Raw genomic sequence first — 14,445 nt, 5'->3', positions numbered from 1 at the left:
CGGGCTGGATGATGTCGACATAACCTTCGCTCAGGATGCGCTTGAAATCCCAACGGGAATACAGCCGCTCGCCCAGTGCGATCGGGATACTGGTCAGCGGTGCCAGTTCTTTCAGAGCTTCGTAGTTTTCACTGAGCACCGGTTCTTCGATGAACATCAGTTTGTACGGATCCAGTTCCTTGATCAGGACCTTTGCCATCGGCTTGTGCACCCGGCCATGAAAATCGACGCCGATGCCGATATGCGGGCCGACCGCCTCACGCACCGCCGCGACGTTGGCGAGCGTCGCTTCCACTTTTTCATACGAATCGACGAACTGCAGTTCTTCGGTGCCGTTCATCTTCACTGCGGTGAAGCCGCGTGCTACAGCCTCCCTGGCCGCCGCTGCCGTATCGGCAGGACGATCGCCGCCGATCCAGGAATACACGCGGATGCTGTCGCGCACCGGGCCGCCCAGCAACTGGCTGACCGACACGCCAAGCGCCTTGCCCTTGATATCCCACAGCGCCTGGTCGATACCGGCCAATGCGCTCATGTGAATGGCGCCGCCGCGATAAAAACCGCCGCGGTACAACACCGTCCAGTGATCTTCGATATGGCGCGGATCCTTCCCGATCAGGTAATCGGATAACTCTTCCACCGCTGCGGCGACGCTGTGAGCGCGGCCTTCAACTACCGGTTCGCCCCAGCCGACTACACCTTCATCGGTTTCTATTTTAAGGAAACACCAGCGCGGCGGTACGATGTAAGTGGTCAGTTTGGTGATCTTCATTGTTGCGTTCTCTTTTATGGAGACGTCAGCTCAACGCCACGCCATTTTTTTAATCAGATTAATTTTCAATGTTGCGTAGAGCGCCAGGCGGCAACGAAGTTGGCGGCATTCTGGGCGACCTGCTCGGCGCTCAGGCCTGGTTTATAGAGCGCCGAGCCCAAGCCAAAACCGGATGCACCTGAGCTAACAAAAGTTGCCAAATTTTCGGGCGTGATACCACCTACCGGAATCAATGCAACCGTAGCCGGAATGACTGCGCGCCATGCCTTGACCACGTTCGGCCCCATTTGTTCGGCGGGGAACATTTTCAATACATCCGCGCCTGCAGCAAGCGCGGCAAATGCTTCCGTTACCGTGGCAACTCCCGGCGCGCAAGCCAGCCCGGCCTGTTTGGCGGCAGCGATCACCAACGGGTCGCTATGCGGCATCACGATGATCTCGCCGCCGGCCCGTTTAACTGCTGCCACCTGATCGGGCGTCAATACGGTGCCGGCACCGATTACGCAGTCTGCCGGCAAGCCGTTGCGCAGGATGCGGATGCTGTCGAAAGGCTGTGGCGAGTTGAGCGGCACCTCAATGATCCGGAAACCGGCTTCGTACAGTTTCAAACCGATCGCTGCCACTTCGTGCGGCTGAACGCCGCGCAGGATCGCGATCAAACCACATTGTTTCATTGCATTTTTTAGCATGTCATTCTTTGGTTATGGTTGATATACGAGTCAGCAGACCCGCAGCCAACGCCAGTTGCCACAAACCGCGTTCTGTTGCTTGCTCCGCTACTTCGACTTGATCAATGCCATATGCTTTGAGGACTCGCACGTAACGTTCGCACAACGCAGCATCGCCGATCAGTATCACGCGCGGGAACTGATGGCGTTGCTTCGTCAATAAAATTTGTAATGCTGCTACTTCATGGCCGATCAGTAACCCTGACAGATACTCGCGTTGGCCTGCTGCATCCAGCACACCGGTCAGGCCTAGTGTGCGTGTGCTGAAGATGGTCGACAGGACGCCGGCGCGTCCGGCCGGTGTTTGCGCCACCAGGGCGCCGCGGTCGAACGCACCGTGATCGCTGCGGCTGACTTCGCTGGCTTGCATGCCGCGTGCCAGAATGGTGTGCGCGCATAGCGCTGCGTACACGTCGCCAGTCATGAATGTGCTGAAATGCTCGATGCGACTTTCCATTTCACGATGCTGCCGGCGTACCTGAACCCATTTGGAATGGGTGCCGGGCAAGCCGATCAGGACCTCGTCCTGCTCATCTGGTTGTTCTGCGCGTGAGCTATCCTTATCGAAATCGAGCATGCCGAGCGCACCGATCACCTGAGTTTCCTCACCTCGGATGACGTCCGGCAGCGCCGAATTCTGGATCAGGCCTGGTACGATATGTATGACCTGGCCGGCACGGGTGCGTACAGTGCTCAGCGTGCTGCCGATCTGATCGACCGCAATCGGTATCGACAGGTAAGGCGCTTCGCGCCAGCCCTCCCGGCTGCCGACCATCCCGGCCGCAATCACCGGGGCGTGCGGCTCGGCACGGAGCCAATCACCGCAAGCTTGTTCAAACGCCAACTCAAACCCCTCCTTGCCATCCGCGCCGGAATTTTCGGCTGATCCAACCTCCGGCAGGCGCATCACGCCCCACGGCAACGCGCGCAACTCCAATACCTGACCGCCCACGCCGAGACGATAAGCCCGCAACGACGAAGTACCCCAGTCGAGTGCGATTAGCTGTGTTTGACCTTGTGCCTGATTCATCAATTTGTTTGAAAAAGATTCCATGGGAGTATTTTGATGTACTTTATTTGAAGTTACCCAAGCTGTCAATATATGAAATCAAATCCCAATATATAGTATTTGATTCAAATAACACATGACTCTATCGCCGTTTCTCATTTAAACGGTTATCCTATGCGCTTCTTCGACAGGAATTTTTACGATGCCGGACTTTCATGATGCGTAAGCCCTCCGACTTGACTGAGGTAGATCAAAACAGTGCCACTACTACCGGCACCCAGACACTGGCACGCGGGTTGTCGGTATTGCAAGCAGTAGCCGGCGGTGCGCGTGAGCTGATGGAAATTTCACGGGTAGTTGGCACCACTCGTAGCACGACCCACCGGCTCGCGAGTTGCCTGGTGCAGGAGCGCTATCTACGTTTTACGGCGAATGTCGGCTATGCGCTAGGGCCAAAGCTGATTGAGCTCGGGTTTCAGGCGCGCGAAGAAATTTCGCTGACAGTAGTGGCTCGCCCCTATCTGGACCAACTGGCAGAACAGTCCGGCGACACCATTCACCTGGCCATACGCGACGCCGACGACGTGCTTTACCTGGATAAAATTCCTGGGAAAAAGGGATTGGAAATGCGCTCACGCGTCGGCCATCGCATGCCGATCGCGACCACCGGTGTCGGCAAGGCATTGATGCTGGGATTGCAGGAGGATGAATGGAAAAATCTTTATCAGAAGCGCAACACGGCAGCCAACTCCGATACTTCCAAACTATTGCAAAAGCGCAGCTGGACTGAATTTCGCGATCAGATGCGTCAATACACGGCGGGAGGCTATGCCTTCGACCTGGAGGACAATGAACCGTCGATTCGCTGTGTCGCAGCACCAATTTACGACGCCCGCCACATGATTGTCGCCGCGATCAGCGTGTCCAGCACCGTTCCTTATATGTCGCTCAAGCGAATGCAATCGCTGATCGACACCGTCAAGCTAGCGGCTTCCGGTATCTCCGGTGAGTTGGGGGCTACCGTTACAAGAATGCAACGGGCCAGTTAGCGCTTATAGGACGACAGGAGTATGGGATCAACTGGCCGAAGTAGTGCGCATTCCGTCGACAAACAAAAACCCGCATAAGCACTAAGCTTGATGCGGGTTTTTAGACTTCTTTGGACTACTTACTACTCTATTCTGGCGGAGAGGGTGGGATTCGAACCCACGGTACGATTTAACGTACGCTTGATTTCGAGTCAAGTACATTCGACCACTCTGCCACCTCTCCGGTTTTCGGTCGACTTGCTGTGTTTAATGCAGCAAAGCGCAAGATTATAGCAGACTCTTTTTGACTATGGAATGTCTTTTTATTCGCACCATTCCACAGTCAATAACTACTCCTGCCCTACGCTAAATAACCCCGCAAAATCAATTACTTACACACTCAACTTGGTAATGCCGCCCATGTAAGGATGCAGCACCGCCGGAATTTCCACGCTGCCATCTGCCTGCTGGAAATTCTCCAACAACGCCACCAACGTGCGTCCGACCGCCAAACCCGAACCATTCAGTGTATGCACCAGCTCGGTCTTGCCTTGCGCATTGCGGAAACGCGCTTGCAGGCGGCGCGCCTGGAATGCTTCGAAGTTGGAGACCGACGAAATTTCGCGGTAAGTGTTTTGCGCCGGCAGCCACACTTCCAGGTCGTAGGTCTTGGCTGCGCCGAAACCGATGTCGCCGGTGCACAAGGACACCACGCGATACGGCAGGCCGAGTTTCTTCAAGATGTTTTCGGCGTGACCGACCATCTCCTCCAGGACTTCATAAGACTTTTCCGGATGCACGATTTGCACCATCTCGACCTTGTCGAACTGATGCTGGCGAATCATGCCGCGTGTGTCGCGGCCATAGCTGCCGGCTTCCGAACGGAAACACGGCGAATGCGCAGCCATCTTGATCGGCAGCGTTTCGCCGGCAACGATTTCGTCGCGCACGATGTTGGTCAACGGCACTTCAGCCGTCGGGATCAGGTACAGCGCAGCATGGTCGGCGCCCTGCTCACCTTCCTGGCCGCCTTTTTTCACCGCAAACAAATCTTCTTCGAACTTCGGCAACTGGCCAGTGCCGCGCAACGAATCGGCGTTGACGATGTAGGGTGTGTAGCATTCGGTGTAGCCGTGTTCAGCACCGTGGGTATCCAGCATGAACTGGCCCAAAGCGCGATGCAGACGGGCGATACCACCCTTGAGGACGACAAAACGCGAGCCGGTGATCTTGGCGGCGACGTCGAAATCCAGGCCCAAGGCCGCGCCGACATCAACGTGGTCGCGGACTTCAAAATCGAAGCTGCGTGGCGTGCCGACTTTGCGTACTTCGACATTGCCAGCCTCATCGGAGCCGACCGGCACCGTTTCGTGCGGGATATTCGGTACTGACAGCAAGAACGCGCTGACCTGTTCCTGGACTTGGTCCAACTTGGTTGCCGACGCTTTCAGTTCGTCGCCGATGCCTGCGACTTCAGCCATCACGGCCGAAGCGTCTTCGCCCTTGCCTTTCAGCATGCCGATTTGCTTGGACAACGCGTTGCGTTGGCCTTGCAATTCTTCAGTACGAGTCTGGATTTGCTTGCGCTCAGCCTCCAGCGCATTGAAGCCGTTGACGTCTAACTGGAATTTGCGCGCGGCCAGACGGGCGGCGACAGTGGCAATGTCTTTGCGTAGAAGTTGGATGTCGATCATGGACTTGGTATAGATAGGGGAAGGAATAAGCGGCCATTGTACCAAGCCCCGCCAGTCCCCGGCCAGCCAATCTCAGCGATCGAAATTGCAACAAATACAACAAAATAAGGATTAATGCGATGCAAGGCGTTGCACCTTGCATCGCTCGCCGGCAAATTTACTTGCCCAGATCGACCTTGCTGAAGTCATGCAACGCGAACGCCGACATCTTGAAACCGATCACATTCTTGCGAATCGGTGTATGCGTCAGCGAGTGCGCAAGCGGTATCCAGGGCGCTTCTTCATGCACCGTCACCTGCGCCTGCTCATACAGCCTGGCGCGCTCGGCCTGGTTCGTGCTGAGCTTGGCTTTCTGAATCAATGCCTCGAAACCTTTATCGCACCAGCGCGCGGTATTGCCGCCGCTGCGTACAGACTCACAGCCCAGCAAAGTTGCAAAGAAATTATCGGGATCACCGTTGTCGCCAGACCAGCCGAACATCATCGCCTGCTGCGCCCCTTGCTTGCTGCGCTTCAGGTACTCGGTCCATTCGTAGGTGGCGAGAGTGGCCTTGACGCCGATCTTTGCCCAGTCGGCCTGGATCAGTTCGGCCATGCGCTTGCCGTCCGGATTGTAGGGACGAGTCACCGGCAGGTACCACAGTTCGACCGCTACGCCGTTGGGGTAACCAGCCTTGGCTAGCAAGGCCTTGGCCTTGACCGGATCATAGCCGTAGTCCTGGATCTTGTTGTCGTAGGACCAGAGCGTAGGTGGAATCGGATTCTTGGCGATCTGACCGGCGCCCTGATACACCGTTTTGAGAATCGCCTGTTTGTCGGTGGCCATGTTCAGCGCCTGGCGCACCAGTTTGTTATCGAATGGCTTTTTCTCTACATTGAACGAGATGTAACCGACGTTCAAACCTTCCTTGGTCAGCAGGGTGATCGCCGGATCGGTTTTCATCAATTCGATATCGGCCGGCTTGGGAAACGCCATCACCTGGCATTCGTTGGCCTTGAGCTTGGCGTAACGCACCGAGGCGTCCGGCGTGATCGCAAAAACCAGGTTATCCAGTTTTGGCCGGCCATCCCAATAGGCATCGAACGCCTTGTAGCGGATCACCGCGTCTTTTTGGTAGGACACGAACTGGAACGGACCGGTGCCGACAGGATCGCGGTCGATCACGTCGGGCGTGCCTGCCGCCTTCATCTTGTCGGCATATTCGGCGGAAAGAATCGAGGCGAAGTCCATGCCCAGGTTGGCGATGAACGGTGCTTCCGGATGCTTCAGCTTGAAGGCCACGGTGTAGTCGTCGACTTTGCCGATCTTGTCGATGATCTTGTCCATGCCCATGTCGAGGAAGTAGCTGAAGCTGGCGCCGGTAGACAGCTTATGAAACGGATGATTGACATCCGCCATGCGATTGAACGAAAACAGCACGTCGTCGGCATTGAAATCGCGGCTTGGCTTGAATCTGGCGCTGCTGTGGAACTTGACGCCTTTGCGCAGCTTGAAGGTATAGGTCAGGCCGTCATCCGACACCGTCCACGATTCCGCCAGGGCCGGGATAATCTTGGTGGTGCCCAACTCAAAGGCGACCAGACGGTTGTACAAAGGCACCGAAGAAGCGTCGAAAGTAGTACCGGTGGTGAACAGCTGCGGGTTGAAACCCTCCGGACTACCCTCCGAGCAAAACACCAAGGTCTTGGCCGCAAACGCCGCATTGACGGTACCGCACAGCAGCGCGGCGATGCCGACTGCGGCGGCGAGTTTCAGTTTTCTGTTCTTTGGCTTCGTGCTCTTTGGTTTCCGGCTCTGCATCACGCCATTTCCTGTCATTGAATTTCTTCCACCCGGTGGCAAGCTACCCGGCTGCCGTCAAACTCGCGCAAGGCAGGCACTTCCTGCCGGCAGCGCTCGATTGCATAAGGGCAGCGATTATTAAAACTGCAGCCCGGCGGCGGCGCCAATGGCGACGGCAGTTCTCCCGGCAACATCATCTTTTGCTGGCGCTGGGCCGGATCGATGCGCGGGGTGCTGGCCAGCAGCGCCTTGGTATAGGGATGCAGCGGCCGGCTGAACACTTGCTGCTTGCTGCCGTGCTCTACGGTTTTACCGAGATACATCACCAGCACGTCGTCGGCGATATGCTCGACTACCGACAGGTTATGCGAGATAAACAGATAGGCGACACCGCTGGCCTGCTGCAAATCCATCAGCAGGTTCAGCACCTGGGCCTGGATCGATACGTCAAGGGCGGACACCGGCTCATCGGCGACGATCACCTTGGGATCCAGCATCAGGGCGCGCGCTATCGCCACCCGTTGGCGCTGGCCGCCGGAGAACATGTGCGGGTAACGGCTGTAATGTTCCGGCCGCAAGCCGACCTTGGCCATCATGGCTTGCGCCTTGTCAGCACGTTCCTTGCTGTTGAGCCGGGTATTGATGATCAACGGCTCTTCCAGCATCTGCCCGACTTTCTTGCGCGGATTCAAGCTGGCGTAGGGATTTTGAAACACCATTTGCACCAGCGGACGCACCCGTTTCAAGGTAGCGTTATCAGCATCGGCGATATTGGCGCCGTCCATCCACAATTCACCACCGGTAGGCGGCTCGATCATCGTGATCTGGCGCGCCAGGGTGGATTTGCCGCAACCAGACTCACCCACCACAGCCAGCGTTTTACCGGGCTGCAAAATGAACGAGATGCCGTCCAGTGCGCGTGCCGTCGCCTTTGGTTTGAACAAACCTTGCGATACGCTGTAATGCTTGACCAGATTTTTGGCTTCGAGCAAAACCACCGGGCTGGCAAGCGCTTCTATATTCGAATTCATCATCATGCAGCCCCACTGCTTAATACTAGATCAGGTGTTTTACGGGATATTTCCGACCAGCCGTTTGTCGGCTGACCGGCATGATCCAGCGGGAAATGGCAGCGTACCTGCTCCTGTGCCTCTCCCCGCAATTCGGGCCGCTCCTGCCGGCAACGGTCTTGCGCATATGCACAGCGCGGGCTGAGCAAGCAACCTGTGGGGCGATCGTACTGCCCCGGCACCACGCCAGGAATGGTTTGCAAACGTGCGCGGCCGATATTGTGTTCCGGCAGCGCCGCCAGCAAAGCCTGGGTGTACGGATGTTTGGGTGCATTGAAAATATCCGGCACGCGGCCGGTCTCCACCACCTGCCCCGCATACATCACCACTACCCGCTGTGCGGTCTGGGCGACGACGCTCAGGTCGTGGGTAATCAGCATCAGGGCCATGCCACGGTCGCGCTGCAGTTGCAGCAGCAACTCCAGCATTTGCGCCTGCACCGTGACATCCAGCGCCGTGGTCGGCTCATCCGCGATCAGCAAACGCGGATTGCAGGCGATCGCGATGGCGACCATCACGCGTTGACTCATGCCGCCGGAAAGCTGATGCGGATAAGCATCCAGGCGTCGCTCCGGATCGGGAATATCAACCTGCTTGAGCAGCGCCAGCGCCTTGGCGCGCAATTCTTTACTGGAGCCGCCCTGATGCACGCGCAGGGTTTCAATCAATTGATAGGCAACCGTAAAAGACGGGTTGAGGCTGGTCATCGGATCCTGGAAGATCATGGCGATGTCTTTGCCGAGCATGCCGCGCCGCTCTTTTTCAGGCATTTTCAGCAAGTCGCGGCCGTCAAACGCCATGCGCTCGCCTTTGACGCGACCCGGGTAATCGATCAGTCCCATCAGCGCCAGTGAGGTGACGCTCTTGCCGGAGCCGGATTCGCCGACGATGCCAACCACCTCGCCGGCCTCGATACTCAGATCCAGGCCATCAACCGCGGTAAAGGGCGCAGCTGTCGAACCGAATTCGACGCGCAGCTGCTTAATTTCTAGGAGTGCCATGTTGAATCTCGCCTTATCGTTTCAGTTTCGGGTCGAGCGCATCGCGCAAGCCGTCGCCCATCAGGTTGAACGCCAGTACCGAGATCAAAATCGCCAGGCCGGGGAAAGCAACCACCCACCACGCACTCTGGATGAATTCCATGGCGCTGGCCAGCATCGAGCCCCACTCAGGTGTAGGCGGTTGTGCCCCCATGCCGAGAAAACCAAGTGCTGCCGCATCCAGGATGGCGGACGAGAAACCAAGCGTGGCTTGCACGATCAACGGCGCCAGGCAGTTTGGCAGCACGCAATTGAACATGATGCGCAAGGTGCCCGCGCCGGCGATACGCGAGGCACTGACGTAATCGCGCGACATCTCGCCGATGACCGCGGCGCGCGTCTGCCGCGCATAGTGCGGCAGCATCACGACGGCAATCGCATACATCGCATTCATCAAGCCAGGTCCGAGGATGGCGACCACGGCGATGGCCAGCAACAAGCTCGGCAATGCCAGCATGATGTCCATCAAACGCATGATGGCGACTTCAACCATGCCGCGGAAATAGCCCGCCAGAAGACCGAGCAACACACCGACGGTGAGCGACAGCGAGATGGAAACCAGGCCGATCAGCAGCGACAGGCGCACCCCGTGGATCAGGCGCGATAGCATATCGCGCCCTACCGGATCCGTGCCGAGCAGGAACTGGCTGGTGCCACCTGTTTGCCATACCGGCGGCACCAGGGTGTGATCGCGGAATTGTTCGATCGGCGAATGCGGTGCGATGACGTCGGCAAACAAGGCTGCCAACACCATCATGACGATGATGGCCAGGCCGATTACGGCGCCGCGGTTCTGGCTGAAATAGCCCCAGAATTCGCGCAGCGGATGCGGTGGTGCATTGACGGTTGCCTTCGGCGAAGCGTTAGTTTGCGGCGCACTAACGGGCGGTACATTGACGTTATTCATGAGCGATGGCGAATACGTGGATTAATCACGCCGTACAGCAAGTCGACGGCCAGGTTGACGAGGATGATGATGGTCGCCGACATCAGGATGCCGCCCTGCACCACCGGATAGTCGCGTCGTTGAATCGCTGCTACCAGCCATTTGCCGATGCCCGGCCAGGAAAAGATGGTTTCGGTCAGGATCGCGCCGGCCAGCAAGGTACCGACCTGCAGGCCGACCACTGTGACTACGGGTATCAAGGCATTGCGCAGAGCATGCACGCCCACTACCCGCCACGGCGAAAGCCCTTTGGCCCGTGCGGTGCGGACATAATCTTCACGCAAGACTTCCAGCATGGCGGAGCGCGTCATGCGCGCAATCACTGCCAGCGGAATGGTGCCGAGCGCGATGGTAGGAAGAATCAGGTGCGACAGCGCAGATTTAAAAGCGCCGCTATCGTCCGACAACAAGCTATCTATCAGCATGAAGCCGGTGACCGGCGGCACGTCGAACAAAATATCGATACGGCCCGAAACCGGAGTCCACCCCAAGGTCACGGAAAACAGCAGGATCAGCAACAGCGCCCACCAGAAGACCGGCATGGAATAACCGGTGAGGGATGCGCCCATCACCGAATAATCGAGCACGGTATTGCGCTTCAAGGCGGCCAGTATGCCGGCCGGCATACCGATGATCAGCGCAAATAGTATCGCGCAAAAAGACAACTCCAGCGTCGCCGGAAACAACGTTTTGAACTCACTCAGCACGGAGGTATGCGTCATGATCGACATGCCGAGGTCGCCCTTGAACAGGTTACCGAGATAGTTAAAGTACTGCATGTAAATCGGCTGATCCAGGCCGAGGTCGTGCGCCATTTGCGCGTAACGGGCCGGGTCCATGCCGCGCTCGCCGGTCATGGCTTCGACGGCGTTGCCGGGAATAAGGTGTATCAGTAAAAACACCAGCAGCGTGATGCCGAGAAAGGTCGGAATGACCAAACCGACACGGCGCAGGAGAAATCCAAACATTGGCGTTACCTGTTCGATGAAAGACGACAGTAGCAGCACTGTCGTTTACTGGTGGTAAATTTAAGCCGCTCCTACCGTATTATCCAGCGAGGTAGTGAGCGGCTTAACAACAGAACAAAAACCAGGCCGTGCTTACTTGGTGGCCAGGTCAACCTTCTCAAAGTGATGATGGGCAAACACGGCCATCTTGAAGTTGAGCACTTCCTTGCGAATCGGTGTGAAGCGAACCGAATGGGCCAGGTCTATCCATGGTGCTTCTTCATGCAAGATCACCTGCGCCTGCTCATACAGCTTGGCGCGCTCATCCTGCTTCGGTGTCAGCTTGGCCTTTTGGATCAGCGCTTCATAATCCTTGTTGCACCAGCGCGCCGTGTTACCGCCGCCTTTGACGCCTTCACATCCCAGCAACGGTGCGAAGAAGTTATCCGGATCGCCATTGTCGCCGGACCAGCCGAACATCATCGATTGCTGATCGCCCTGCTTGCTGCGCTTCAGGTATTCAGTCCATTCATAGGTGGTGAGCTTGGTCTTGACGCCGATTTTTGCCCAGTCAGCCTGGATCAACTCGGCCATGCGCTTGCCGTCCGGGTTGTATGGACGAGTGACCGGCAGGTACCACATTTCGACTTCAACGCCGTTCGGATAGCCGGCTTTAGCCAGCAATTCCTTGGCCTTGACCGGATCGTAGACATAGTCCTTGATCTTGTCGTTGTAGCCCCACAGGGTTGGCGGAATCGGATTTTTTGCGGCGATACCGGCGCCTTGATAGACGGTCTTGAGGATGGTTTGCTTGTCAACGGCCATGTTCAGCGCCTGACGCACCAGCTTGTTGTCGAACGGCTTTTTCTCGACATTGAACGAGATGTAGCCGATGTTCAAGCCTTCCTTGGTCATCATCTTGATGGATGGATCCGCTTTCATCAATTCGATGTCAGCCGGTTTCGGGAACGCCATTACCTGGCACTCATTCGCCTTCAGCTTGGCATAACGCACCGACGCATCAGGGGTGATGGCGTAGATCAGGTTATCCAGCTTTGGCCGGCCACCCCAAAAAGCGTCAAAGGCCTTGTAGCGGATCACGGCGTCCTTTTGGTAAGACACGAACTGGAACGGACCGGTGCCGACAGGTTCGCGGTCGATCACTTCAGGCGTACCCGCCTTTTTCATGTTGTCGGCATATTCGGCCGACAGGATCGAGGCGAAATCCATGCCCAGGTTGGCGATGAACGGTGCTTCCGGATGCTTCAGCTTGAATACCACGGTGTTGTCATCGACTTTTTCCACCTTGTCGATGATCTTGTCCATGCCCATGTCCAGGTAGTAGCCGAAGGTCTGGCCGGCGGCGAGCTTGTGATACGGATGATTGGGATCGCCCATGCGGTTGAACGAAAACAGCACGTCGTCGGCGTTGAAATCGCGGGTCGGCTTGAACTTGGCGCTGCTATGGAACTTGACGCCTTTACGCAGCTTGAAAGTGTAAGTCAGGCCGTCGTCGGACACAGTCCACGATTCTGCCAGGCCTGGAATCGGCTTGGTAGTACCCAGTTCGAATTCGACCAGGCGGTTGTACATCGGCACCGACGATGCGTCGAAAGTTGTGCCGGTAGTGTACAGCTGCGGATTAAAGCCTTCCGGGCTGCCTTCCGAACAGAACACCAGCGTCTTGGCCGCTGCCGCATAACCGGCGGTGGCGCACAGGACGGCGAGCAAGGCAGCCTTGGCAATCAATTTTCTTTTCATCACAGGTATCTTTCTTAAGGTTATGGTGAAGGTGGTGTATTTAACAACAATTCACATCGAGAACACAAGTTGGAATGTACAACGCATTTCACTACGGTTTCAAACCTTCGTTCTAAGCCGCCATCAAGGCTTCGATCTCGGCACAGGTTTTAGGAATCGCCGGGCCCAATACGCGTGCTCCTGAACTGGTCACCAGCACATCGTCTTCAATCCGGATACCGCCAAAATCCATATGTTCGACAAACTTCTCATAGTTAATCAGATTACTGTGGCGCGCTTCCGCCTGCCAGCGCTGAATCAGTGCCGGAATAAAATACATGCCCGGCTCGACCGTCACCACCATGCCCGCGCGCAAAGGCTTTGCCAGGCGCAGATTGCGCAGGCCAAACAGTTCGCTGCGGCTGACGCTGGCGTCGTAACCGACGCGGGTCTCGCCCAGCCCTTCCATGTCGTGCACATCCAGCCCCATCTGGTGGCCGAGGCCGTGCGGGAAACAGATCGCGTAGGCGCCTGATTCAACCACTTGCTCCGGGCTACCGTTAAAAAAACCCAGCTTGACCATGGCAGCAACCATATGGCCGGCGGCCAGTTTGTGCACATAAAGATAAGAAACCCCAGGCCGCATGGCATCGATAGCCAGTTGCTGCGCGGCCAGCACTATTTCATACAAGCTGCGCTGGCGTTCGCTGAAACGGCCGCCGACCGGAAACGTGCGGGTGATATCGCTGGCGTAACCCAAGGCGCTGGAAGCACCGGAATCGTTCACCACCAGATCGCCCGCTTGCAAAAGATTCTTGTGGTCGCGGTTGTGCAGGATCTCGCCGCTGCGGGAAAAAATCATCGGATAGGCGTTTTGCAAATCATGGCTGCGCATGATGCCCTCCATTGCCGCCACCACCTGATATTCATAGGCGTCCGCCTTGGCCTGCTGCATGGCGGCGATATGCATGTCGCGCGTGACGGTCAGGGCGCTTTCTATTTCTGCGATTTCTTCTTCGCCCTTGATTTCGCGCAGCGCAATCACAGCCGCCATCAGGCTCTCGGACGCACCGGTCTTGCATTGTTCTGGCGTGCAATCCAGCAGGCTGGCCAATTCCAGTATGGTTTCGCCGCGATACGGCGGCAGGTAATGGATCGTGCGGCCTTGGCGGCGCGCTTGCGCCACCACGTCAGCCAGTTGTTTATACGGCTGCACCGCGGCAATGCCTACCGACTCGGCGCGCTGCGTAAAAGAGGTTTGCGCGCCAACCCAGATCACATCGTCCAGGCCTGGATCGTCGCCGAACAGGATCTCGCTATCGGCGTCGATATCGATCAGCGCCGCCAGATCCGGCTGGTTCAAGCCGAAGAAATAGGAAAACGAGGAGTCCTGGCGAAACCAGTAATGGTTATGCAAGTAGTTCATGGAGACGTCGGTATTACCCGGCAACAGCAACAGGCCGGAAGAAAACTGCTGCTTTAGCTGACGTCGGCGCTGCGCGTAGACCGCCGCGTTAAACGTGGACATGGCACCCCCGCTTTAGTGCGGCAACTTTAAATATGTCTTGATCCATCACTACTCCATTCCGCTGTCACTACTGACATCATTGTTCGGCTTTACACGAAGCGCCAGCAATCATGGCCTTTATGATTTTTTACAATTGCAAAAATCATGCCACAAGCTGCCC

The 14,445-nt window shown here is 56.9% G+C and carries 12 protein-coding genes and 1 tRNA gene; 1 reads left to right on the top strand and 12 read right to left on the bottom strand.

The window, feature by feature from the left end; translation table 11 throughout:
- The 3 genes from dgoD to BM205_RS12965 form a co-directional block, all read right to left on the bottom strand.
- A partial coding sequence (dgoD, locus tag BM205_RS12975; RefSeq protein WP_092415058.1) for a galactonate dehydratase occupies positions 1-772 on the bottom strand: 772 nt, incomplete at its 3' end.
- A 65-nt stretch (positions 773-837) separates the two neighbouring features.
- Positions 838-1,461, bottom strand: a complete 624-nt coding sequence (locus BM205_RS12970; RefSeq protein WP_092415056.1) for a 2-dehydro-3-deoxy-6-phosphogalactonate aldolase — start codon at positions 1,459-1,461, stop codon at positions 838-840.
- Position 1,462: 1 nt separating this feature from the next.
- Complete coding sequence (locus BM205_RS12965; protein WP_254783875.1) at positions 1,463-2,554, bottom strand: 2-dehydro-3-deoxygalactonokinase; 1,092 nt, start codon at positions 2,552-2,554, stop codon at positions 1,463-1,465.
- A 173-nt stretch (positions 2,555-2,727) separates the two neighbouring features.
- Here BM205_RS12965 and BM205_RS12960 point away from each other — a divergent pair, with 173 nt between their 5' ends.
- Entirely contained in the window at positions 2,728-3,558 is an 831-nt protein-coding gene (locus BM205_RS12960; protein ID WP_092415097.1) for an IclR family transcriptional regulator, read from the top strand.
- 133 nt (positions 3,559-3,691) lie between these two features.
- Here the strand turns inward: BM205_RS12960 and BM205_RS12955 are convergent.
- The 9 genes from BM205_RS12955 to BM205_RS12915 form a co-directional block, all read right to left on the bottom strand.
- Positions 3,692-3,781, bottom strand: a tRNA-Ser gene (locus BM205_RS12955).
- A gap of 148 nt (positions 3,782-3,929) precedes the next feature.
- Entirely contained in the window at positions 3,930-5,231 is a 1,302-nt protein-coding gene (gene serS / locus BM205_RS12950) for a serine--tRNA ligase (protein WP_092415054.1), read from the bottom strand.
- 157 nt (positions 5,232-5,388) lie between these two features.
- A complete protein-coding gene (locus tag BM205_RS12945) occupies positions 5,389-7,032 on the bottom strand; it encodes an ABC transporter substrate-binding protein (RefSeq protein ID WP_092415052.1) in 1,644 nt (547 codons plus the stop codon).
- 14 nt (positions 7,033-7,046) lie between these two features.
- Positions 7,047-8,051 (bottom strand): peptide ABC transporter ATP-binding protein, encoded by a 1,005-nt coding sequence (locus tag BM205_RS12940; RefSeq protein WP_092415050.1) that lies wholly within the window; start codon positions 8,049-8,051, stop codon positions 7,047-7,049.
- The gene (gene dppD, locus BM205_RS12935) at positions 8,048-9,085 is read right to left on the bottom strand and encodes a dipeptide ABC transporter ATP-binding protein (RefSeq protein WP_092415048.1); all 1,038 of its coding nucleotides are present in this window, start codon (positions 9,083-9,085) and stop codon (positions 8,048-8,050) included. The genes BM205_RS12940 and dppD overlap by 4 nt, the downstream gene beginning before the upstream one ends.
- 13 nt (positions 9,086-9,098) lie before the next feature.
- The gene (locus BM205_RS12930; protein ID WP_217646046.1) at positions 9,099-10,031 is read right to left on the bottom strand and encodes an ABC transporter permease subunit; all 933 of its coding nucleotides are present in this window, start codon (positions 10,029-10,031) and stop codon (positions 9,099-9,101) included.
- Positions 10,028-11,038, bottom strand: coding sequence for an ABC transporter permease subunit (locus BM205_RS12925; RefSeq protein ID WP_092415093.1), 1,011 nt, complete (start codon positions 11,036-11,038; stop codon positions 10,028-10,030). Before BM205_RS12925 ends, BM205_RS12930 begins: the two co-directional genes overlap by 4 nt.
- Positions 11,039-11,170: 132 nt before the next feature.
- Positions 11,171-12,778, bottom strand: coding sequence for an ABC transporter substrate-binding protein (locus tag BM205_RS12920; protein WP_092415046.1), 1,608 nt, complete (start codon positions 12,776-12,778; stop codon positions 11,171-11,173).
- Positions 12,779-12,890: 112 nt separating this feature from the next.
- Entirely contained in the window at positions 12,891-14,285 is a 1,395-nt protein-coding gene (locus tag BM205_RS12915) for an aminopeptidase P family protein (RefSeq protein ID WP_092415044.1), read from the bottom strand.
- Between the last annotated feature and the right edge of the window lie 160 nt (positions 14,286-14,445).

This window comes from Collimonas sp. OK307, from assembly GCF_900113705.1.
GTDB lineage: Bacteria > Pseudomonadota > Gammaproteobacteria > Burkholderiales > Burkholderiaceae_D > Collimonas.
The sequence above is the reverse complement of the archived record's forward strand: the minus strand, read 5'-3'. Positions and strand labels throughout refer to the sequence as shown.

What these genes read in the sequence shown, in the direction of transcription:
- BM205_RS12925 (WP_092415093.1), bottom strand. Translation starts at nt 11,038, where the DNA reads ATGTTTGGATTTCTCCTGCGCCGTGTCGGTTTGGTCATTCCGACCTTT.
- serS (WP_092415054.1), bottom strand. Translation starts at nt 5,231, where the DNA reads ATGATCGACATCCAACTTCTACGCAAAGACATTGCCACTGTCGCCGCC.
- BM205_RS12930 (WP_217646046.1), bottom strand. Translation starts at nt 10,031, where the DNA reads ATGAATAACGTCAATGTACCGCCCGTTAGTGCGCCGCAAACTAACGCT.
- BM205_RS12940 (WP_092415050.1), bottom strand. Translation starts at nt 8,051, where the DNA reads ATGATGATGAATTCGAATATAGAAGCGCTTGCCAGCCCGGTGGTTTTG.
- BM205_RS12915 (WP_092415044.1), bottom strand. Translation starts at nt 14,285, where the DNA reads ATGTCCACGTTTAACGCGGCGGTCTACGCGCAGCGCCGACGTCAGCTA.
- dppD (WP_092415048.1), bottom strand. Translation starts at nt 9,085, where the DNA reads ATGGCACTCCTAGAAATTAAGCAGCTGCGCGTCGAATTCGGTTCGACA.
- BM205_RS12920 (WP_092415046.1), bottom strand. Translation starts at nt 12,778, where the DNA reads ATGAAAAGAAAATTGATTGCCAAGGCTGCCTTGCTCGCCGTCCTGTGC.
- BM205_RS12945 (WP_092415052.1), bottom strand. Translation starts at nt 7,032, where the DNA reads ATGCAGAGCCGGAAACCAAAGAGCACGAAGCCAAAGAACAGAAAACTG.
- BM205_RS12965 (WP_254783875.1), bottom strand. Translation starts at nt 2,554, where the DNA reads ATGGAATCTTTTTCAAACAAATTGATGAATCAGGCACAAGGTCAAACA.
- BM205_RS12960 (WP_092415097.1), top strand. Translation starts at nt 2,728, where the DNA reads ATGCGTAAGCCCTCCGACTTGACTGAGGTAGATCAAAACAGTGCCACT.
- BM205_RS12970 (WP_092415056.1), bottom strand. Translation starts at nt 1,461, where the DNA reads ATGCTAAAAAATGCAATGAAACAATGTGGTTTGATCGCGATCCTGCGC.